The 20,543-nt window shown below is 70.6% G+C and carries 17 protein-coding genes and 2 tRNA genes; 6 read left to right on the plus strand and 13 right to left on the minus strand.

Annotated features, from left to right (window positions below):
- The first annotated feature begins 139 nt into the window (after window positions 1-139).
- Entirely contained in the window at window positions 140-544 is a 405-nt protein-coding gene (locus ACFYY6_RS05930) for a cyclic nucleotide-binding/CBS domain-containing protein (protein WP_073781850.1), read from the plus strand.
- A gap of 212 nt (window positions 545-756) precedes the next feature.
- Here the strand turns inward: ACFYY6_RS05930 and ACFYY6_RS05935 are convergent, their stop codons facing one another.
- Complete coding sequence (locus ACFYY6_RS05935) at window positions 757-2,208, minus strand: catalase (protein ID WP_389191818.1); 1,452 nt, start codon at window positions 2,206-2,208, stop codon at window positions 757-759.
- 161 nt (window positions 2,209-2,369) lie between these two features.
- Here ACFYY6_RS05935 and ACFYY6_RS05940 point away from each other — a divergent pair, with 161 nt between their 5' ends.
- Window positions 2,370-2,789, plus strand: coding sequence for a transcriptional repressor (locus ACFYY6_RS05940; protein ID WP_351520299.1), 420 nt, complete (start codon window positions 2,370-2,372; stop codon window positions 2,787-2,789).
- Window positions 2,790-3,015: 226 nt separating this feature from the next.
- On the opposite strand, the gene ACFYY6_RS05945 is transcribed toward ACFYY6_RS05940, so the two are convergent.
- From ACFYY6_RS05945 to ACFYY6_RS05960, 4 genes are all read right to left on the minus strand, one after another.
- A tRNA-Met gene (locus ACFYY6_RS05945) sits at window positions 3,016-3,089 on the minus strand.
- Window positions 3,090-3,227: 138 nt separating this feature from the next.
- Window positions 3,228-5,375 carry a tetratricopeptide repeat protein gene (locus tag ACFYY6_RS05950; protein WP_389191821.1) on the minus strand — a complete coding sequence of 716 codons (2,148 nt, stop codon included), beginning with the start codon at window positions 5,373-5,375 and terminating at the stop codon, window positions 3,228-3,230.
- 291 nt (window positions 5,376-5,666) lie between these two features.
- Window positions 5,667-5,740, minus strand: a tRNA-Met gene (locus ACFYY6_RS05955).
- 74 nt (window positions 5,741-5,814) lie between these two features.
- Complete coding sequence (locus ACFYY6_RS05960) at window positions 5,815-8,793, minus strand: UPF0182 family protein (RefSeq protein WP_351520331.1); 2,979 nt, start codon at window positions 8,791-8,793, stop codon at window positions 5,815-5,817.
- Between the two features lie 137 nt (window positions 8,794-8,930).
- Between ACFYY6_RS05960 and ACFYY6_RS05965 the strand changes: the two genes are divergently transcribed.
- Window positions 8,931-9,488: a PPA1309 family protein gene (locus ACFYY6_RS05965; protein WP_242433825.1), complete on the plus strand. Its 558-nt coding sequence runs from the start codon at window positions 8,931-8,933 to the stop codon at window positions 9,486-9,488.
- A 69-nt stretch (window positions 9,489-9,557) separates the two neighbouring features.
- On the opposite strand, the gene ACFYY6_RS05970 is transcribed toward ACFYY6_RS05965, so the two are convergent.
- The 4 genes from ACFYY6_RS05970 to ACFYY6_RS05985 form a co-directional block, all read right to left on the minus strand.
- Window positions 9,558-10,646, minus strand: a complete 1,089-nt coding sequence (locus ACFYY6_RS05970; protein ID WP_351631964.1) for a PDZ domain-containing protein — start codon at window positions 10,644-10,646, stop codon at window positions 9,558-9,560.
- A 189-nt stretch (window positions 10,647-10,835) separates the two neighbouring features.
- Window positions 10,836-11,006 (minus strand): hypothetical protein, encoded by a 171-nt coding sequence (locus ACFYY6_RS05975; RefSeq protein ID WP_351520293.1) that lies wholly within the window; start codon window positions 11,004-11,006, stop codon window positions 10,836-10,838.
- Window positions 11,007-11,133: 127 nt separating this feature from the next.
- Window positions 11,134-11,595 (minus strand): molybdenum cofactor biosynthesis protein MoaE, encoded by a 462-nt coding sequence (locus tag ACFYY6_RS05980; protein WP_351631961.1) that lies wholly within the window; start codon window positions 11,593-11,595, stop codon window positions 11,134-11,136.
- Window positions 11,596-11,722: 127 nt separating this feature from the next.
- Complete coding sequence (locus ACFYY6_RS05985) at window positions 11,723-12,865, minus strand: SDR family oxidoreductase (RefSeq protein WP_351631958.1); 1,143 nt, start codon at window positions 12,863-12,865, stop codon at window positions 11,723-11,725.
- A 190-nt stretch (window positions 12,866-13,055) separates the two neighbouring features.
- Here ACFYY6_RS05985 and ACFYY6_RS05990 point away from each other — a divergent pair, with 190 nt between their 5' ends.
- Window positions 13,056-14,507 (plus strand): zinc-dependent metalloprotease, encoded by a 1,452-nt coding sequence (locus ACFYY6_RS05990; protein ID WP_351520289.1) that lies wholly within the window; start codon window positions 13,056-13,058, stop codon window positions 14,505-14,507.
- On the plus strand, window positions 14,504-15,052 hold the full coding sequence (locus ACFYY6_RS05995) for an NUDIX hydrolase (protein WP_351520287.1): 549 nt from the start codon (window positions 14,504-14,506) through the stop codon (window positions 15,050-15,052). Before ACFYY6_RS05990 ends, ACFYY6_RS05995 begins: the two co-directional genes overlap by 4 nt.
- A 165-nt stretch (window positions 15,053-15,217) precedes the next feature.
- Here the strand turns inward: ACFYY6_RS05995 and ACFYY6_RS06000 are convergent, their stop codons facing one another.
- From ACFYY6_RS06000 to ACFYY6_RS06015, 4 genes are all read right to left on the minus strand, one after another.
- The gene (locus tag ACFYY6_RS06000) at window positions 15,218-15,973 is read right to left on the minus strand and encodes an AIM24 family protein (protein ID WP_351520286.1); all 756 of its coding nucleotides are present in this window, start codon (window positions 15,971-15,973) and stop codon (window positions 15,218-15,220) included.
- A gap of 18 nt (window positions 15,974-15,991) precedes the next feature.
- Window positions 15,992-16,672 (minus strand): AIM24 family protein, encoded by a 681-nt coding sequence (locus ACFYY6_RS06005; RefSeq protein ID WP_073781841.1) that lies wholly within the window; start codon window positions 16,670-16,672, stop codon window positions 15,992-15,994.
- A gap of 12 nt (window positions 16,673-16,684) precedes the next feature.
- The gene (locus ACFYY6_RS06010; RefSeq protein WP_389191824.1) at window positions 16,685-18,376 is read right to left on the minus strand and encodes a TerD family protein; all 1,692 of its coding nucleotides are present in this window, start codon (window positions 18,374-18,376) and stop codon (window positions 16,685-16,687) included.
- A gap of 107 nt (window positions 18,377-18,483) precedes the next feature.
- Window positions 18,484-19,107 carry a M48 family metallopeptidase gene (locus ACFYY6_RS06015; RefSeq protein WP_386607063.1) on the minus strand — a complete coding sequence of 208 codons (624 nt, stop codon included), beginning with the start codon at window positions 19,105-19,107 and terminating at the stop codon, window positions 18,484-18,486.
- A 274-nt stretch (window positions 19,108-19,381) separates the two neighbouring features.
- On the opposite strand from ACFYY6_RS06015, the gene ACFYY6_RS06020 reads away from it, so the two are divergent.
- On the plus strand, window positions 19,382-20,527 hold the full coding sequence (locus ACFYY6_RS06020; protein WP_351520283.1) for a ThiF family adenylyltransferase: 1,146 nt from the start codon (window positions 19,382-19,384) through the stop codon (window positions 20,525-20,527).
- Window positions 20,528-20,543: the final 16 nt, after the last annotated feature.

The raw sequence follows: 20,543 nt of genomic DNA on the forward strand, positions 1-20,543 counted from the left end.
CGCACCACCGCGCGCCCCTCGGACGGCCCCATTCCCCCCTTGTTGCGGTCCCGCATCGATGCGAGTCTGAGAGCCCACCCAGCTTGTGAACTTGTGAACCGACTCGCGTGGTCGTTTCACGAAGGAGGCGACTCCCCTCATGCTCGTCCGTGACGCAATGAGCACCCTGGTCCTCACCATCGGACCGACCCATACGCTCCGCCAGGCCGCCCGGCTGATGTCGGTCCGCCGCATCGGCGCGGCGGTCGTCCTCGACCAGGACAACAGCGGGCTCGGCATCCTCACCGAGCGCGACATCCTCGACGCGGTCGGCTCGGGACGGAATCCCGACGTCGAGACCGCCGCCGCCCACACCACCACCGACGTGGTCTTCGCGGCCCCCACCTGGACCCTGGAGGAGGCCGCCGAGGCCATGACGCACGGCGGGTTCCGTCATCTGATCGTGCTCGACGACCACGGCCCGGTCGGCATCGTCTCGGTCCGCGACATCCTGCGCTGCTGGACGCCCACCAGACGCCGTCAGCGCGTGAAACTCGCCGGCTGACCCCCTGGGGGCCGTCCAGCGGACCCTCACGGACCCGCCCGTACCGTGCACCGACCCGCACGGACCGACGAGGACCGCGAGGACCCGCCGGTCGGCCCCCAGGACGACCGGCGGACCGACCCCGAGGAGCGCCGTACCGCCCCCTCCGACGACCGGTGGGCCGAGCCCCTCCGAGGAGGAACCCGGCCCACCGTCGACGGCGGACGCCCGGATCAGCCGCGCAGGGCCTGGACCGCGGCCTCCAGACGCTTGCCGAAGTCGCCGTCCGCCTGGCGGAAGTTGTTGATCGCCCGCTCGGCGATGTCGTCGCGCGACACCTTGGCGATGAACCCGGCGAGGTTGTCGACCAGCCTGCCCTTCTCGTCCTCCGAGAGGAGCCGGTAGAGGTTCCCGGCCTGGACGAAGTCGTCGTCCTCCGCGTGACTCGAGGCCACGTGCGTACCGATCTCGCCCGTGACCGGCGTGGACTCCCACAGCGGCCGGTCGGTCTGGACCGGTCCGCCGAAGCTGTTCGGCTCGTAGTTCTTCGCACCCTTGTGACGGCCGTCGTACAGGAACCCGTCGCGGCTGTAGGTGCGTGCCTCGGCGGCGTGCGGACGGTTCACCGGCAGGTGGTCGGCGTTGATGCCGACGCGGTAGCGGTGCGCGTCGCCGTAGGCGAAGAGCCGGCCCTGGAGCATCTTGTCCGGGGAAGGACCGATGCCCGGCACGAAGTGCGCGGGGCTGAAGATCGACTGCTCGACCTCGGCGAAGATGTTCTCCGGGTTGCGGTTGAGCTCCAGCTTCCCGATCTCGATCGGCGGATAGTCCTCGTGCGGCCACACCTTGGTGAGGTCGAACGGGTTGAAGCGGTACGTGGCCGCCTCGGCCGCCGGCATGATCTGGACCTGCACCGTCCAGGACGGGAAGTCACCGCGCTCGATCGCCTCGCGCAGGTCGCGCTGGTGGCTGTCGGGGTCCTCACCGGCGAGCTTGTTGGCCTCGGCCTGGGTGAGGCTCTTGATGCCCTGGTCGGTCTTGAAGTGGTACTTGACCCAGAAGACCTCGCCCGCCTCGTTGCTCCACTGGTAGGTGTGCGAGCCGTAGCCGTTCATGTGGCGGTACGAGGCCGGGATGCCGCGGTCGCCGAAGAGCCAGGTCACCTGGTGGGTCGACTCGGGCGACAGGCCCCAGAAGTCCCAGACGTTGTCCGCCTCCTGCGAGCCCGTGTACGGGTCGCGCTTCTGGGTGTGGATGAAGTCGGGGAACTTGATGGCGTCCTTGATGAAGAACACCGGGGTGTTGTTGCCGACGAGGTCGTAGTTGCCGTCCTCGGTGTAGAACTTCAGCGCGAAGCCGCGGGGGTCGCGCACCGCGTCGGCCGCCCCCAGGTTGCCCGCGACGGTCGAGAAGCGCAGGAACGTCTCCGTCTGCTTGCCGACCTCGGAGAGGAACTTCGCCCGCGTCCACTGCGTGACGTCGCGGGTCACCGTGAACGTGCCGTACGCGCCGGCGCCGCGGGCATGCACGATGCGCTCCGGAATGCGCTCACGGTTGAAGTGCGCGAGCTTCTCCAGCAACGACTGGTCCTGGACCAGCACCGGACCACCGACGCCCGCGGTCTGGCTGTTCTGGTTGTCGGCAACCGGCGCCCCGGCCTCCGTGGTGAGCGGTCCCTGCGTCACGTGCGCCTCCTGCGTCGTTCCTGCACATTCGTCATGTCGTGCACAGCCTGTCCCTTGGCGTATGCCAAAGCCGATCCTACAATGGACTTAGTCCAAGTCAAGGGAACATCCAAACTCACACTCGTTCGGGACCTGGTCCCCCCACTGTTAGGCTTGTGCTTATGAGTGACCTGTTGGAACGACTTCGCGGACGCGGCTGGCGCATGACCGCCCAGCGGCGCGTCGTGGCCGAGGTCCTCGACGGAAACCATGTGCACCTGACGGCCGACGAGGTCCACGCGCGAGCTGTCGCGAAGCTGCCCGAGATCTCCCGCGCCACCGTCTACAACACCCTGGGTGAGATGGTCGCGCTCGGCGAGGTCATCGAGGTCTCCACCGACCGCCGCGCCAAGCGCTACGACCCGAACGCGCATCGCCCCCACCACCACCTGGTCTGCGCGAACTGCGGCACCATCCGCGACGTGCACCCGGCGGGCGACCCGTTGGCGGACCTGCCGACGGACGAGCGGTTCGGCTTCACGGTGTCCGATGTCGAGGTGACGTACCGCGGCATCTGCCCGGGCTGCGCGGCCGGCTGCTGAATCCCGTTTCCCCGCAGGACCCCGATTTCCCGCAGGACCCCGGTTCTTCTGGAGGGCCCCGGCGTACACACGGGAGCGTGTGTACGCCGGGGCCCTCCGTGCGATGCGCCGGGGCGCAGGCCGGTCCGGGGCAGGGCACGACCCGTGGGGGAACCGGTCCACCGGGAAGGACAGCCGGAAATGCGGAAAGCCGGACCCCTTGAAGGATCCGGCTTTCCGTCTGCAGTAGCGGGGACAGGATTTGAACCTGCGACCTCTGGGTTATGAGCCCAGCGAGCTTCCGAGCTGCTCCACCCCGCGTCGTTGTGCGTACAACAGTACGTCACCGCTCAGGACCTGCGCAAATCAGATCCGGCCCACCGGACGCGCGGGCCCCGCTGGCACGGCCCCGGGGCCCGTCGGCGCCCGGCCCCGGCTCGCCGGTGCCGGGCCACCGCCTCACGCGGTGAGCTCCTGGTGCAGCGCCTCCCGCAGGCGGGCGGCCCGCTCGGCGACCTCAGCCGGCCCCAGCTCGACCGCCCGCGCGCACCAGCGCTGCCCCTCCGTGAGCTCGCCCCGGCGCGCGGACAGCAGGGCGAGCCGCAGAGCCGCCCGCCCGTGCCCGTCGTTCGCGGCCCGGGTCCACCACAGCGCGGCCTCCCGCTCACTGCCCTCACGGGCGAGCAGCAGCCCGAGGTTGAAGGCGCCGTTGCGGCTGCCGGCCTCGGCAGCCTCTCGGTACCAGCGGGCCGCGCTGTCCACGTCGCCGCGCGCCGCCGCGAGCATCCCGACCCGTACCTGGGCCCGGCGGTGCCCTTGCTCGGCGGCCCGCTCGTACCACTCCTCGCACTCGGTCTTCACCGGCATCGGCTCCCCGAGCGCGGGCGGGCCGGGCGGTCGCCGCGAGTCCAGCACCCCGGCCAGCCGGAAGGCGGCCTCCGCGCTGCCGCCCCCGGCGGCGCAGCGCAGATGGCGTTCGGCCTCCTGCTCCTCGCCCCGTTGCAGCAGGGCCATGCCGACCTGGAGCGCGGCCTCCGTATGACCGGCCGCCGCGGCGCGCTCGTAGCAGACCAGTGCCGTACGCTCCTCGCCGCGCCCGGAGTACAGGATGCCGAGGTTGAAGGCCGCGTCGACGCTGCCCGCCTCGGCGGCCTTGGAGAACCAGGGCTCGGCGCCGGTCGTGTCGCCCGCCTGGAGGAGGAGCACGGCCAGCGCGTTGGCGGCCTCGCGATGGCCCGCGTACGCGGCGCGCCGGTACCACTGCTCGGCCTGTGCCGTACGGTCCTGGGCGGCGCAGAGCAGCCCCAGGTTGTAGGCGCCGTTGACGTCCCCCGCGGTCATGGCGGCCCGGTACCAGCGCTCGGCGGTCTGCTGCTCACCCCGGGCGGCGTGCAGGGCCCCCAAGGCGTTGGCGGCGTTCCCGTCGCCGTCCTGGGCGGCACGCAGCCACCACACTGCGGCGCTCTCCACGTCCCCCGCGTCGCGCAGCAGGAAGCCGAGGGCGCAGGCGGCGCGCGGCTCGCCGGCCTTCGCCGAGATCAGGTACCAGCGGCCCGCCTCCTTGGGCTCGCCGCGCTGTTCCAGGAGTGCGCCGAGGCGCAGCGCGGCGCGCTGGTGGCCGCGCGCGGCGGCCTGCCGGTACCACTGCTCCGCCTCGCCCGCCCGGCCGGCCGTGCGACCCGCCGGACCGCCGCCCTTGCGCACCGCGAAGCCGCCCGTGGCTCCCGGGCGCACGGAGGTGGCGTGGCGCGGGCCCTGGTGGCCGAACCGGTCGTACGGATCGTCGTCGGCCTCGGGGTCCAGCATCCGCGCCAAGCGGTACGCGGCCTCCCGGTGCCCCTGTTCGGCGGCTGCGCGCAGCCAGCGCTCGGCTCCCACGTCGCTGCGGTGCTCCAGCAGGTCGGCGAGGGCGTATGCGCCCAGCGCGTGGCCCTGCTCGGCGGACTGCCGCAGCCAGTACTCGGCACCCGGCTCGTCCCCGCGCTCGCGGTAGTACCGGCCGAGGGCGTGCGCGGCGGCGGCGGACCCGGCGACGGCCGCGACGCGCCACCAGCCGGCGGCCTCGTCGGTGTACCCGCGCTGATGCAGGAGGACGCCCAGGTTGTTGGCGGCGGCCCGGTCTCCGTCGGCCGTGGCGGCACGCAGATAGGGTTCGGCCCCTTCCAGGTCGCCGCGTCGCAGCAGCAGCGCGCCGAGGGTGCTCATGGAGGTGGTGTCACCGGCGTCGGCGGCGCGGCGGTGGCGCGCCTCGTGCTCGTCGCTCCCCGGGGTCTCCGCCGGGTCCTGGTCCACCGGGTCCCCGGAGACGTTTCCGGCGCCCGGCGCCCTGGCGGCCTCGAAGCCCTCTCGGCCTCCGGCGGCTCCGGGGCCCTCCCCCGCCCCGGAGTCCTCACGACCCTCCTGGGTCCCGGTGCCCTCGACAAGCCCGGGAGTCCCGCGGGCCCCAGCGCTCTCCGCGGCGGCCGGGCCTCCCGTGCTCTCCGTACCCGCTGCGCTCTCTGTCTCCGTGCTTTCGAAGGTCGCGGCACACCCCGCAGTCTCTGCAGTCCCAGTGGTCTCGGTGGTCTCGCTGTTCTCCGTGGTGGCAATACCAAAAGCCGCATTCACCACGCTATCCGGCCGATGAACGCGGCGTCGTGCAAACCGCCCTGTCTCCAACAGAGTTGCCCTGTCCCCCATAAATATCATCGTCGCACCACCCGCACCCCGCGCACACTGGTATACCGCGACCAGTGAGGTCACTTCAGCGTTTTGTCGACATGCCCACAGAGAGACAAGTCAAACACGTTCGGGCCCAACTCGCGCCCCGCGAACCGCCCTTCGCCCCATCCCACGAGAAAGTCACACGGCACGACGAAGGCCCGGATCCTCGAAAGGATCCGGGCCTTCGTCTTCCAGTAGCGGGGACAGGATTTGAACCTGCGACCTCTGGGTTATGAGCCCAGCGAGCTACCGAGCTGCTCCACCCCGCGTCGTTGTGTGGAAACCGTACCACGACGCGGAGTGGAACCTTTACCGGGATACCCGGCCGGGGAACCCGTCACCGTCAGCCGCTGTCGCCGCCCGGCTCCGCGGCACCGCCGCCACCCGGCTTCGAACCGCCGTCGTCCGGCTTCGCGCCCCGGTCGCCGGAGCCGCCGGAACGGTCCGCGTCGTTCCCGCCGCCCGACTTGGGCTGGGCCGCCGCCGCGCGCTCCAGCGCGTTCTGGAGCTCCGCCTGGGCCTTGCCGTAGGCGGTCCAGTCCTGTTCCTTCAGGGCCGCCTCGCCCGCAGCGTACGCCTTCTGCGCGTCGGCGATCGCCCTCTTCAGCGCCGCCTCACCGGTGGCCGGCGGCTGAGTGGTCTCGCCCGGCGGCCGGCTGGTCTCCTCGGACGGCGGGGTCTCGCCCGTCACCCCGAAGACCTCGTTGAGCGCCTCTCCGAGGCTGTTCTTGAAGACGGTCTTCGAGCCGTACGAGGCGGCGACCTTGCGCAGCAGCGGGTAGTTCTGCGTGCCACCGCGGGTGTACACCGGCTCGATGTAGAGGAACCCGCCTTCGAGCGGCACGGTCAGCAGGTTGCCGTACTCGATGTCGGAGTCGGTTCCCTTGAGGTTCCTCACGAACTCGGCGACGTCGTCGTTGCCGTTGAGCTCGCTCTGCACCTGACCGGGGCCCTTCACCGTGGTGGTGACCCTGAGCAGCCTTATCGTTCCGTAGTCCTTGCTCGCGGCGTCCGCGTCCACCGCCATGAACGCCCCGAGGTCGGGACGCCCCTTCGGCGTGAACGTGGTGGTCAGCGAGAACTTCTGGGCCGACTGGTCCGGCATCTTTATGCTCAGGTAGTAGGGCGGGACGGCACCCGAGTCCTTGTTGGTCGGGTCGTCCGGGACCTGCCACGCGTCACTGCCGCTGTAGAACTGGGCGGGGTTCGTGACGTGGTAGCGGGTGAGCAGCTCGCGCTGGACCTTGAACAGGTCCTGCGGGTAGCGCAGGTGCTCCACGAGTTCCTGCGGGATGTCCGCCCTGGACTCCACCGTTCCGGGGAACGCCTTGCGCCAGGTCTTGAGGACCGGGTCCTTGGTGTCCCACTCGTAGAGCTTCACCGTGCCGTCGTAGGCGTCGACCGTGGCCTTCACGGAGTTGCGGATGTAGTTGACCTGGTTCTGCTGGGCGACGACCGCGCGCTGGTTGGTGGTCAGCGAGTCGGCCGTGGTGTCGCCGAGCGTGGTCCGCGAGGCGTACGGGTAGCCGTTGGTGGTGGTGTACGCGTCGACGACCCACTGGATCCGCTTGTTCACCACGGCCGGGTAGGCGTCGCCGTCGATGGTCAGCCACGGGGCGACCGCCTCGACGCGCTCCTTGGGCGTGCGGTTGTAGAGGATCCGCGAGCCGTCGCCGATGGCGCCGGAGTAGAGGATCTGCGGCTCGCTGAACGCCACCGCGTACGCGGCGCGGTTGAAGGTGTTGGAGAGGCTGACCCCGCTGTCGCCCTTGTAGCTGGTGGTCTTCTCGCCGTCCTCCTCGTAGTCGAGCTCCTTCTGGGGCCCACCGACGATGGAGTACTGCTCGGTCTTCTCGCCGTAGTAGATCCGCTGCTCGTACGTGCCCAGGTCACCCGTGGTCGGCAGGCCCGACTCGGTGAAGTCGGGAGAACCCTTCGGGTTCTTGCCCGTCGTCGTGCCCCGGGCCGCGATGGCGCCGTAGCCGTGGGTGTAGGTGAAGTGGTCGTTGATCCAGTTGCGCTTGGGGATGCCGTCGAGGTTCAGCTCGCGCAGACCGATGACCGTGTCCTGGTCCTTGCCGGCGGCGTCCTTGTAGCGGTCCACGTCCAGCGTCTTGGGGAACTGGTAGTAGTTCCTCTTCTGCTGGAGCTGCTGGAAGGCCGGGGAGACGACGTTGGGGTCCATCACCCGGTAGCTGGCGGCGGTGTCCGCGCTCGCGCGCAGTTCGGCGTTGTCCTCCGTCGTGCTCTTGCCCGAGTAGTCCTGCACCTGCGCCCGGTCGATGTCGTACGCGTCACGCGTCGCTTCGATGTTCTTCCGGATGAACGGGGCTTCCTTGGCCTGCTCGTTCGGCTGGACCTGGAACTTCTGCACGATGGCCGGGTACAGCCCGCCGATCAGGATCGCCGAGAGCACCATCAGGCCGAAGCCGATCACCGGAAGCTGCCAGGTGCGGCGCCAGAGCGTCGCGAAGAAGAGCAGGGCGCAGATCGCGGCGATGCAGAACAGGATGGTCTTCGCCGGGAGGTAGGCGTTGGCGTCGACGTAACGCAGGCCCGTCCAGTTGTCCGTCGCCTTGAAGTCGCTGGACTTCACGGCCAGGCCGTAGCGGTCGAGCCAGTACGCCACCGCCTTCAGCGAGACGAAGACGCCGAGCAGCACCGACAGATGGCCGGTGGCCGCGCCGGTCGCCCGCGCGCCGGGGCTGGTGATGCGGAGCCCGCCGTAGAGGTAGTGGGTCAGCGCGGCGGCGATCAGCGAGAGCACGGTGGCCGCGAAGCCGAAGCCCAGCAGGAAGCGGTACCAGGGCAGGTCGAAGGCGTAGAAGGAGACGTCCAGGTGGAACTGGGGATCCTTCTGGCCGAAGGCCACGCCGTTCACGTACATCAGCCAGGTGCGCCACTGCCCGGAGGCGGACGCTCCGGCGATCAGTCCGACGACCGCGGCGATCGCGAGCAGCACCCACTTCTTGAAGGGGGCGAGGCTCATCCGGTACCGGTCCAGGCTCTGCTGCTCCAGCGACATCGCGCTCAGCGGCGGCCGGAGCCGGTGCGCGAGCCAGATGTTCAGGCCGACGACGAGCGCCATCAGCAGTCCGAAGACGAGAAACAGCCCGATCTTGGTCCACAGGGTGGTGGTGAAGACGGACGAGTACGAAACCGACCGGTACCAGAGCCAGTCGGTCCAGAACCCGGCGAACATGACGAACGCCATGGCGAGGACCGCCAGGACGCCCAGTGTCATGAGCAGGGTACGGGCGCGCCGGGACGGGCGGCCGACTCTGATCCGTGGCCCGGTCGGGCCTCCGCCGCGGTCCGGCATCTGGAAAGCCAACGTGCGCACCTCGTAGTTCGCGGGTCGTATGAAGCGGGCCCGGAAATCGTAGGACCCACCTATGCAACTTACTGACCCTTTACCTAGTTCCCGATCCCGGGGCGGAAGGAGGCAGGATATTGGTCATGTCCAACGTTTCCGCCTCAGGCCCCCCGATGGCCGCGAGCCCCCTCACCGTCGCCGTGCTCGAGATCGACGAGTACGTCTCCGGCCTCGGCTGGGACCGGCCCGCCCTGCTGTTCGCCCTCGTCGACACCGCCCGGCTGCGGGTCCAGGAGCCCGGCCTCGCCGCCCAGCTCGGCCTGGACTCCGACGCCCCCGCCTCCTCCCTCACCCCCATCGAGCAGGAGGAGCTTCCGGCGGGCACCGCCCTGGACGACTTCCTCGCCACGATCGCGTGGCCCGACGCGGTGGCGGGCTGTGCGCTGACCGTGGAACGGCTGATGCTGCCGCCGTCCGCCGAGGCGTCCGTGCCCGAGGGGCTCGACGAGGCCCAGCTGGCCAAGTGGGTCGCGAAGCACCCTGAGCGCCAGGAGGTGCGGATGACCGTGGCCGTGCTCCGGGACGGTTCGCGCGAGTGCGCCGTGCGCCTGCGCGAGAAGGACTCGCCGAGCGAGGTGCGGACGGGCGCGGGCCTGGTGCCCGGGCTGGCCGACGCGCTGGCCGCGACCTTCGAGGACTGAGCGGCCGCCCTCGAGGACTGCGGGACTGTCGTGCTCCTTCGGGAGCGCGGCCTCCCGCGCGGGGCACGGTCAGCCGGCCGAACAGCTCGGCAGACCGGCCGTGTCCCCTGTCCGGATCTTCTCCAGCGACTTCCTCGCGTCGTCGAGCGTCTTCACCTTGACCAGCGTGAGTCCGCCCGGGGTGTCGGAGGCGGCCGCCTTGCAGTTGTCGGCCGGGGTCAGGAAGTAACGTGCGCCCGCGTCCCGCGCGCCGACCAGCTTCATGGTGATGCCGCCGATCGGGCCGACCTTGCCCTTGTCGTCGATCGTGCCCGTGCCCGCGATGAACTTGCCGCCGGTCAGATCGGTCGGCGTCAGCTTGTCGACGAGACCGAGGGAGAACATCAGGCCCGCGCTCGGGCCGCCGACGTCCGCGAGATCGATGTCGATCCGGAACGGGAACGTGTGGTCCGTGGCGGCCTGGATGCCGACGATCGCGCGCTTGTCCCCCGGGGCCTTCGCGGTGGTGATGACGATCTTCCGGCTGCCCTCGGGCTCCTTGCCGGCCTTCTCGGCCGCCTGCGCCGTCTTCGCCGGGACGATCGTGAACGTGACGTCCTCACCGGGCTCGTGCCGGGTGACGAGCTTCGCCACGTCCTCGGGCTGCTTGATGTCCGTGCCGTCGACCTTCCTGATCACGTCTCCGGCGTGCAGCCTGCCCTGGGCGGGGCTGTCCTTGACGACCGTGGAGACCACGACGCGCGACGCCACCGGGATGCCCAGTTCGTTCAGGGCGGCGACCTTGGCGCTCTCCTGTGACTGGGTGAACTCCTCGGCGTTCTCCTGCGTGGACTGCTGCTCCGTCTTGCCGTCGGGGTAGAGGGTGTCGTGCGGCACCACCACGCTGTCGTGGGACAGCCACCCGTACACGGCCCCGACGAGATTCATGCGGTAGTCGGCGCCGGTGACCCTGACGGTGGTCATGTTGAGGTTGCCCGACGTCGGATACGTCTTGTGCCCCGAGATCTGCAGGACCGGCGCGCCCTTGACCTTGCCGAGGGTGTTCACGGTCGGCCCGGGTGACATCTCGGAGTACGGCACCTTGATCAGCAGCCCCGCGCAGAGCAGCGCGATGAGAATCAGGGTGGCGGCGAGCATCGTCGCGGTGCGGCGTGGCATGGAACGACAGTACGGGAAGGGTCTGTCAGTGCGCTGTCGGGGCCGATGCCCGGGAGGCCGGAAGCCCGGTGCGTCACGGCCTTGCGCGGAAGCGTCGGCGGTCGGCACCGGAACACAGTGCCGACTGCTCAGGGGCACGGATTGGCGACTGCGTATGCGCCGCGTCGACTGCGCGGGGCGCGAGAAGCGTCAGACGGCGTCGGAACCGGAACGCGATTTCTCCATCGCTTCACGGAACCGCGCGTACCCGGCCAGTTCCGAGACATCCCCGGATGTGTGATCACGAGTGACCCAGCTGCCCCATATCGCCGCACCGAGCGCGGCGAAAAGCGGAATCAACAACCAGGCAAGTGCTGCCATTACGACCTCCCTGCCCATGAGCGACCGCAACTGACCGATCAGCAGATTAACCGTCTGCAGGACCCACGCTCATGGCAGGGGGACGATTATGCAAATCGGGGCGGACAACCACTCGATCGGCTTGCGTTCAGCAAGCGCCGACCCATTCCTCGGTGCCGTCCGAGAACCGCTGGTGCTTCCAGATCGGGACCTCACGCTTGAGCTCGTCGATGAGCTTGCGGCACGCCTCGAACGCCTCCGCGCGATGCGGGCAGGAGACGGCGACGACGACCGCGGTATCGCCCACTCGGAGGTCACCCACACGGTGGACGGCGGCGAGCGCCCGGACCGGGAATTCCGCCACGACCTTCTCGGCCACCCGGCGCAGTTCGTCCTGCGCCGACGGATGGCAGGAGTATCCGAGCGCGCTGACGTCCTGACCGCCGTCGTGGTTGCGCACCGTGCCGACGAAGAGCGCGGTGCCTCCCGCGGCGTCGTCGCCGACGGCGCGCAGGACCTCGTCGACCGACAACGGTGTGTCGCGGATCGCCAGCAGCCGGACGGGGTCGGTCGACGCCCACTCGCCGGGGTGGTCGTGCATGGGAACCATGGGGCCCATGGTGCCGTACCGCGCCGGCAAAGGGGGAACGCGCATGCGACGTCGGTCCGCGCGGCCCCGGGTCCCCGCACGGACCGCCTCGGCCCGAAGCGCCCCGTCGGGCCCCGGGGGCCTGGGGTCAGATGCGGCGGCGGGCCTTGCGGGCCCTGCGGACCAGGGCGGCGGTGCCGAGCAGCGCCACGGTCGCACCGGCGGCACCCGCCGCGGTCGCGTCCTTGCGGCCGAGGCGGCGTCCGGCGACGGTGTGCCGTCCCGCCACCTCTTCGAGGAGCGCGGCGAGCACGTCCTCGTTGGTCCAGCGCGGGCGCCAGCCCGCGTCGTGCAGCCGGCTCACGCTGACCACCCAGGGGTGCATCGTGTACGCCAGGTCCCCCGCCGGCGACGGGGTGAGCCCGATCCGGTGCAGCCGGGCGGCGGCGCCGAGGGCGACGGCCGAGGGCAGTTCCATCCGGCGGACACCGCTGAGCTCCTCGACCTCCTCCTGCTCCAGCCAACCGTCGCAGCCGACCGCGAACTCACCGTCGATCCTCTCCAGCGCCGCGTACTCCAGGGCCGTGACCAGGTCCTCGACATGGCAGAACTGCCAGGTGGGACGCGACCCGGCGACGACGAGGAGGCGCGGCGACTCGAAGTAGCGGGTCAGCGCGGTGTCCGTGCCGCCGACCAGGACCGCGGGCCGGACCACGGTCACGTTGAGTCCGGGATGGGCCCGGGGCGCACGGCGGCCGAGGCGTTCGATCTCCAGGAGGTCCCCGACACCGGTGGCCTCGGCCGTGGCGCGCAGCTCGGCGTCCTCGGCGAGCGGGAGGTCGTTGTCGGGCAGCGCCCCGTAGACCATCGCCGAGGTGCACAGCACCACCCGGTGGACCCCCGCGGCCGCGGCGGCCGTGAGCACGGTCTGGGTTCCGCGCACGTTGTAGGCGGTGCGGGCGGCGGGGTCGGTCTCCAGGTCGAGATCGAGTGCCAGGTGCACCACGACGTCCGCGCCGCGCAGCTTCTCCGCGATGGCCGGGTCCCGCACGTCGAGGAGGTACCAGGTCGCGTCGGGAACCTCTCCGCGGCGCTCGTCGATGGCGATGACCTGCTTGATCTCCTCGGAAGCCACGAGGCGTGCGACGAGCAGCTCGCCGACGCCGCGCGCGGCTCCGGTGACCGCGACGACGGGGCCACGGCTCCCTGAACGGCTCTTCACGGGTTCGCTCTCGGTCGAGGGGGCGGAAAGGTTTCGCGCTGCGCGAACCTGAGGATCTGGGGAACTCACCGGGCGTCTCCAGCGGTTGTCTTCAGTACGTACCCGAATGACGCGTACGTACCAGGTGGCGTCCATCCTGCCGCAGGCCGGGGCCGAGGAGCACCGAGCCCCCGACCGGACTTTTGGTGTCTACGCTGGATGGTGATGTCGGGCAGTCGCCGTCGGTTCGCGCCGGCGGCCCTAAGAGCCGAGGAAACCCGTGAGTGACACCCCATTCGGATTCGGCCTTCCGCCGGAGGAGCCGGAGAACGGCGACGAGGGCAAGAAGAAGGACCCCACCGGAGGTGGGCAGGGTTCGGGCGGGCCTGCGAACCCGTTCGGCTTCGGGCCCGGCGCGGGCGGGGACAACCCGTTCGCGGCGATGTTCGGCACGCTGAACCCCAACGACCTGGGCGCGGCCTTCCAGCAGCTCGGCCAGATGCTGAGCTACGAGGGCGGCCCCGTGAACTGGGACATGGCCAAGCAGATCGCCCGCCAGACGGTCGCGCAGGGCACGCCCGACGGCTCCAAGGACGCGAGCGTCGGCCCGTCCGAGCGGTCCGCGGTCGACGAGGCGCTGCGCCTGGCCGACCTGTGGCTGGACGGTGTGACGTCGCTGCCCTCCGGTTCGGTCTCGACGGTGGCGTGGAGCCGTGCGGAGTGGGTGGAGGCGTCCCTTCCCGCCTGGCAGAAGCTGGTCGACCCGGTGGCCGAGCGCGTGGGCGTCGCCATGGGCGACGTGCTGCCCGAGGAGATGCAGGCGATGGCGGGCCCGCTGATCGGCATGATGCGGTCGATGGGCGGTGCGATGTTCGGCCAGCAGATCGGACAGGCCGTCGGCGTGCTGGCGGGCGAGGTGGTCGGGTCGACCGACATCGGACTGCCGCTGGGCCCGGCGGGCAAGGCCGCGCTCCTTCCGTTGAACGTCGAGCGTTTCGGCAAGGACCTCGGTGTCCCGCAGGACGAGGTCCGGCTGTACCTCGCGCTGCGCGAGGCCGCGCACCAGCGCCTCTTCGCCCACGTCCCGTGGCTGCGCTCGCATCTGTTCGGTGCCGTCGAGGGTTACGCGCGCGGCATCAAGGTCGACACCAGCAAGCTGGAGGACGTGGTCGGCCAGTTCGACCCGTCGCAGCCCGAGCAGCTGCAGGACGCCCTCCAGCAGGGCATGTTCCAGCCGGAGGACACGCCGGAGCAGAAGGCGGCCCTGGCCAGGCTGGAGACGGCGCTCGCGCTGGTCGAGGGCTGGGTGGACGCGGTGGTGCACGAGGCCGCCAAGTCCCGTCTGACGTCGGCCGACGCACTGCGCGAGACCATGCGGCGGCGGCGCGCCTCCGGTGGTCCGGCCGAGCAGACGTTCGCCACGCTCATCGGCCTCCAGCTGCGACCGCGGCGGCTGCGCGACGCCTCGCGCCTGTGGGCCTCGCTCACCGACGCCCGCGGGCTGGACGGGCGCGACGCGCTGTGGGAGCACCCCGACATGCTGCCGACGGCACAGGACCTGGACGATCCGGACGGGTTCGTCCACCACGAGCAGCTGGACTTCTCCGAACTGGACAAGATGCTCGGCGAGGCCGCGCAGGAACCGAAGAAGCCCACGGCCGGCACGGACGAGGCGTCCTCCGGAGAGGCCGACGACCGCGGGAGCGACGGCAAGGGCGACAGCGACCGGTGAGCCTGTACGACGACGCCGTTCTCGTGCTCAAGGGTTACGAGGACGCGCAGGACCCGGACCAGGACGGGCTGCGGCAGGTCTACCTGGACCACCTGGCCCGGCATCCGGACGGCATGTGGAAGGCGTGCGACGCCGGGCATCTGACGGCCAGCGCACTGGTCGTCGATCCCGAACGCGGCCGCGTCCTGCTCACCCTGCACCGCAAGCTGCGGATGTGGCTGCAGATGGGCGGCCACTGCGAGCCGCAGGACGGCACGCTGGCCGCGGCGGCACTGCGCGAGGCCACCGAGGAGTCCGGAATCAGCGGCCTCGCACTGCTCCCGGGCGGGCCGGTGACGCTGGACCGCCACCGCATTCCGTCGCCCTGCCACTGGCATCTCGACGTGCAGTACGCGGCGCTGGCACCGCTGGGCGCCACGGAGCAGATCAGCGACGAGTCGCTGGACCTGCGCTGGTTCACGTACGACGAGGTCCCGTCGGTGGCCGACGCATCGGTCGTACGGCTGATGACGCGCGTCCGCGCCGCATTGGAGCAGCGTCCCTAGAACCGATCGGGGCGCGCGGCCCGGAAGGGCGTATCGACGCCCTTCCGGGCCCTTCCGGCTCCGCGTCGGCCCGCACGCTCGCGGCCCGTACGCTTCGGCCCGCACGGAGGGGACGGCTTTCATGGCCGTCCCCTCCGTGCTGCCGTCGCTGTCGGCCCGCGCGGCTCAGTTCCAGGCGTTGTTCCGGTTCTGGCCGTAGGCGCCCTGCTGGCCCATCCCGTACTGGGCGCGGATCCCCTGGCCGATCTGCGCGTTCTGCGGCGGCAGCACCTCGCTGGGCTGGACCAGCGCGTAGCCCTGGCCGAGGAAGCTGAGCTCCCAGCCCTCGCCGGTGCTGCCGCGGCGCCGCCAGACACCCGAGGAGTGCGTCTGGGCCTGCATCTGCACCCGTAGCGAGCTGGACCAGGCGACGATCGCGTCGGCGTCGGCGTTGACGTACTTGTCGGGCGTGACCTGCACCATGAGCGGCTGTCCGGAGGTCATCAGCGCGACCTTGCCGCTGCCGGTGATGTTGAGCTGGTACTTCCCGGACCCGGAGATGCCGTACTGGCTGTCCACCGCGATGACCTCGTGGTGCAGCCCGGAGTCCAGCGCGAGCACATAGGCGCTGTCCACGGTCAGACCGTCGTGGTCGACATCCACCACGTGCACGTACTGCGCGAGATTGGCGAGGAACACGGTGCCCTGGCCGGAGCACCGCATGAGGTCGAGTCCCTCACCGGTGTGCGAGCGGGAGCGCTGTTGTCCCCTCGACTGGTACTCCCCGTCGAACTCGATCAGGCCCTGGTACGCGACCATGCTGCCCTTGCGGGCGAGGACGTCGTCGTGGCCGCTGAGCAAGACCCGCAGCATCTGCGCGTTCTGCAGGGTGTAGCGGTCCGCGGACTGCTGTTCGGTGTGCTGGAAAAGCGGGCTCTGCATGATGTCCTCTCGCTCCCCTCAGCCCCGGGCCCGCAGGCGGTCGGTGCTGTCCTCGCTCGGCTGTACGACGACGATGCCCTGGCCGGAGAAGGCCATCTGAAACGCCTCACCGCTGCCGCGGCCGATCAGGGACGCCGCCTTGAAACTGCGCTTGCCCTTGACCTTCAGGTTCGGGGACCAGGCGATGAGCGCGTCGGGGTCGACGTACGTCTCGTCCTCGCCGCTGCCGCAATTGACGACGACGGGGGTCCCGCGCGAGGTCAGCGCGACCCAGCCGGTACCGGAGATGGACACGTTCCACAGGCCCTGACCGGCGAACTTGGCGAGCCCCTTGACCCGCTCGACACCCCACTGGAGCTGCGCGTCGAAAGCGAGGACGTTCGTGCCGTTGACCGACAGCGCCTCGTTGTCGAGGTGGACGACGACGACGTCCGCGCCGTAGTCGGCGAGGTAGAGCAGTCCGTCCCCGCTGCACTTCATGAGGGGGGCGCCTTCGCCGGTGATCCAGTCGCGTGCGATCTGGCGTACGGCGGGCGGGTTCGGCTCGTACTGGATGAACCCCTCGTACGCGACCATCGAGCCCACGCGCGCGAAGAGATCCTGGCCCGTCGCCATCGCCACCTTCAGCATGGCGCTGCCGTGGTTCTCCATACGGGCGGTGACCGGTGCGGGGGCGTACCCCGCGAGCTGCTGGTTCATGCTTCGGCTCCCTCAGACCTCGTACGGCTGGACGACGATGAAGTTGCCGGGTGCACCCCGGAACTGAAGGTTCACCGACTCCCCGCTGTGTCCCGGGTAGGCGTTGTAGCGCAGCCGCACCTGACTGGAGACGATCACCTGGGACGCCGCGGACCAGGCCACGATCGCGTCGCTGTCGGCGAACGTCGTCGGCGTGACGGGCAGGACCACCGGGGTACCGTGCGTCATCACCACGACGGTGCCGGTCCCCTGGAAGACCATCGTGAACAGCGCCCCGCCCGGGATCCCGTGCCCCTCGATGCGCCGCACCTCGTACTGGAGGGACTCGTCGAAGGCGAGGACGCGCTCGGCCGAGACGCAGATGCTGTCGCCCTGCAGCTCGATGGGGTGCAGGTGGGCGCTGTTCTCCGCGAGGAACACCTGACCGCGGCCGGTGCAGCGCATCAGCTGCATCTCCTGGCCCGTGGCGTTCCCCACGATCCGGCCCGCGAAGCCCGCGCCCTTGTAGCTGAAGTCGACCTTGCCCTGATACATGACCATGCTGCCCTGGCGGGCCAGGACGGGGGCGCTGTCCTGGCCGAGGTCCACCCGGACCAGCTGATGGTTCTGCGCCGTCCAGCGCCGGCCGGTCGCCACCTCCTTGTAGAGGTTGACGGCCGCCTGGAGTCCGCCGCCGGACTGCGGTACGCCGTGCGGCACTCCCGTGGCCATGCCCGTGCCCGGGGGCTGCTGCCCGTACGGCGCCGGGTATGACTGGCCAGGGGGAGCCGCGACGGGCCCGGGTTGACCGGGATCCTGGCCGAACTGCGGCGGCTGCGGCGGCTGTCCGTAAGGAGCCGGAGCGGGGGCGGGCGGGGGAACGGTGCCGCCGGGCGGCGTCATGGGCACCATCGGCGCCACCATCGTCGGCGCGTTGTGGATCTGGTGCGGGGTGGGTGCGGCCGGGGCACCGAACGACGGGGCGGGCTGCGGAGCCTGGGGCGCGGCCGGGGCGCCGAAAGAGGGATCGGGTGTCGGAGCCTGGGGCACCTGTGGCACCTGTGGGGCCTGAGGCACCTGTGGCACCTGGGGCGCGGCGGGAACTCCGAACGACGGGGCCGGCGCCGGTGCGGACGCCTGCACGGGCGGGGCGAACGGCGGCGGGGACCCCTGCGGCTGGGGAGCGGCGGGCTCCTCCTCGGCGACCTCGCCGCCGAAGTTCTTCAGGAGCGCTTCGAGACCCCCGTCGAAGCCCTGGCCGACGGCGGCGAACCGCCAGACGTCCTTCAGGTAGAAGTCGCCCAGCATCACGGCGCGTTCGGTGGTGAACTCCGAACCGTCGAAGGCGTACCGGGCGACTTCCTCGCCACCGGCGACGATCCGGATGTACCCGGGGCCGATCCGGGACATCTGGCCGGCGCCGTCGATCGTCGCGGTGAATGAGAGCTTCCGGATGTGCTCCGGAATACGCTCCAGGGTGACGCGGAACGACTCGGTGTCGCCGGCCTGGGAACCGAGGAGCTGAATGGACTCTTCGGGCGATTTAGGCTGATTGAAGAAGATGAAATACCGGTCGTCCGAGAGCCGCTCGTCGGCGTCGAGACCGAAGCAGCTGATGTCGACGGTCAGCCCCGGGCCACCGATCTGCACGCCTACGTACAGGTCCGTCCCCGGGGTAAGATCGCCGATCCTGGCCTTGTGGCCGCGCTGGAATTCCCTGGCCATGCGTAACGACCGTCCCCCATCCCGAAGGTGAATACGTCGCGCCAGGCTAACCGCAATCCCGGACATCGGGCCAAGCCGGTACACATCCGGTACAGAATCGCCGGACGTCACTCGCCCCGTGCGGCGGGCAGATGCGGCAGCCGGTCCGCCGCCACCACGCCCTCCAGGTAGCCGCGGGCCCGTTCGGTACGGGGATACGCCTCCAGCAGCCGCCAGAACCGGGGGCCGTGACCGGGCACCAGGAGATGGGCCAACTCGTGCACCAGTACATAGTCGACGACGTACTCGGGCATGCCCTGCAATCGGTGCGAGAGCCGGATGCTGCCCTCCGCCGGGGTGCAGGATCCCCATCGGGTGTTCTGATTGGTCACCCACCGCACCGACACGGGCCTGGCCCGGCCGTCGAAGTACTGGGCGGACAACCACTGGGCACGTTCGGCGAGTTCACCGTCGCCGAGAATGCTCCTGCTCTCCTGGGCGGCGAGCTTGTCGAGCATCACGTTCACCCACCGCTGCTCCTCGGCCTTCGACATCCGGGCCGGGATGAGCACGATGGTGCGGTCCCCCTCGCGGTACGCGGAAACCGTCCTGCTACGGCGATTGCTCCTGCGGACCTCGACCGCGCTCGTGGCCGAGGCGCGGGACGGACGGTCCACCACGCCGCGGCGGCGTGGTCGGGCGCTGCGCGCAGAGGGATCTCCGGCGATTCCGGGCGGCGGGTCGGCGGGCACGTCATGACGTTACCCGGTCACGGCGGAGGAAGTCCCGCCTGCGGACGGTTCACACAAGATCCACTCCGCAACGTGCACCATTTGAACGACAAATACACCGCACCTGTGGACAACTTTCCGCGCGATTCGGCGCCGGCCCGCATTCTGACAACGCGTCCACACAGGTCCGGCGCGTGAGTCATGAGTGGATCACGCGTGGCGATCTTCGCCGGCGGGCGCACGGATATCAGAACGAAGAACACAGAACTCGCAGAACTCAGACCGGGGGAAAACCGTGTATCCGATGTTGAAGCCCGCACTGCGACGCGCGTGGCGCGGCCGAGGGACGGTCCAATTCGGAGTGACACCCGCTCATGCGGTGACGCTCGGGCCGATGGATATCGCGACGAGCAGCTTTCTGGAACTGCTCGACGGTACGCGCGGCCTGCCACTGCTGCGCGAGGAGGCACGGGCACTGGACCTGTCCGACCATCAGGTCGACACCCTGATCCGGCGGCTGACCGATGCGGGCCTGATCGAGGACGTACGGTCCGTCGGTCCCGCGAGCGACGCGCTGAGGAACCGGCCCGGCGCTCTGGAACGACACCGTCCCGATCTGGCGTCGCTGTCGGTCGTCCATCCGGAGCCGGGCGGTGGAATGCGCCGGCTGGCGGCCCGTCGGGCGATGCGGGTGCAGGTCCGGGGTGCGGGCCGGGTGGGCGCCGCGATCGCGGCGGTGCTGTCCGGGGCCGGGGTGGGTCGGGTGGAGGTGCTGGACGGCGGCCACACCGAGCCCTGGGACGTCTCGCCGTGCGGACTGCCACCGGCGGCGGTCGGGGAGCGCAGGGACACCGCCGCCCGGCAGTTGGTGCGCAGATCCGCGGGCGGCTCGGCTCCTCGGACGGCAGAGACCGCGGGTGCTTCGGGGAGCGGTGAGCCGGGGCTCTCGTTGATCGTGGTGGCTCCCCGTGACGGCTTCGGCGTGTACGTCCCGGACCCGCGGTCGGCGGAACAGTGGATCACCTCCGGCACTCCCCACCTCTACGCCGGGGTGGTGGAGGCCACAGGGGTGGTCGGCCCCCTGGTCCTGCCGGGGGGAACGGCGTGCGCCGGGTGTCTGGCGCTGGCCCGCGCGGAGGCGGACGAGGAGTGGCCCCGGATGCTGTCCCAGTGGCGTTCCGGGCGGCGGACCGCCGTGCAAGCGTGCGACCTCGGCCTGGCGACGGCGGTGGCCGGTCTCGCCGCCGCGCACGCGCTGTGCTTTCTGGACGGGGATCTGCCCGCGAGCACGGGGACCCGCTGGGAGACCGCGCTGCCGCTGTTGGACTGGCGGTCGGAGCGGATCATGGCGCATCTCGACTGTTGCTGTGGAGCGGCTGGGCACACTATCGGGGAGCGCGTCTCCGGGGTCGACACGGCGCACGACACAATGGCCGGGTAACCGCCGCACGCGGTAC

The organism is Streptomyces sp. NPDC001750 (genome assembly GCF_042892615.1).
Taxonomy (GTDB): domain Bacteria; phylum Actinomycetota; class Actinomycetes; order Streptomycetales; family Streptomycetaceae; genus Streptomyces.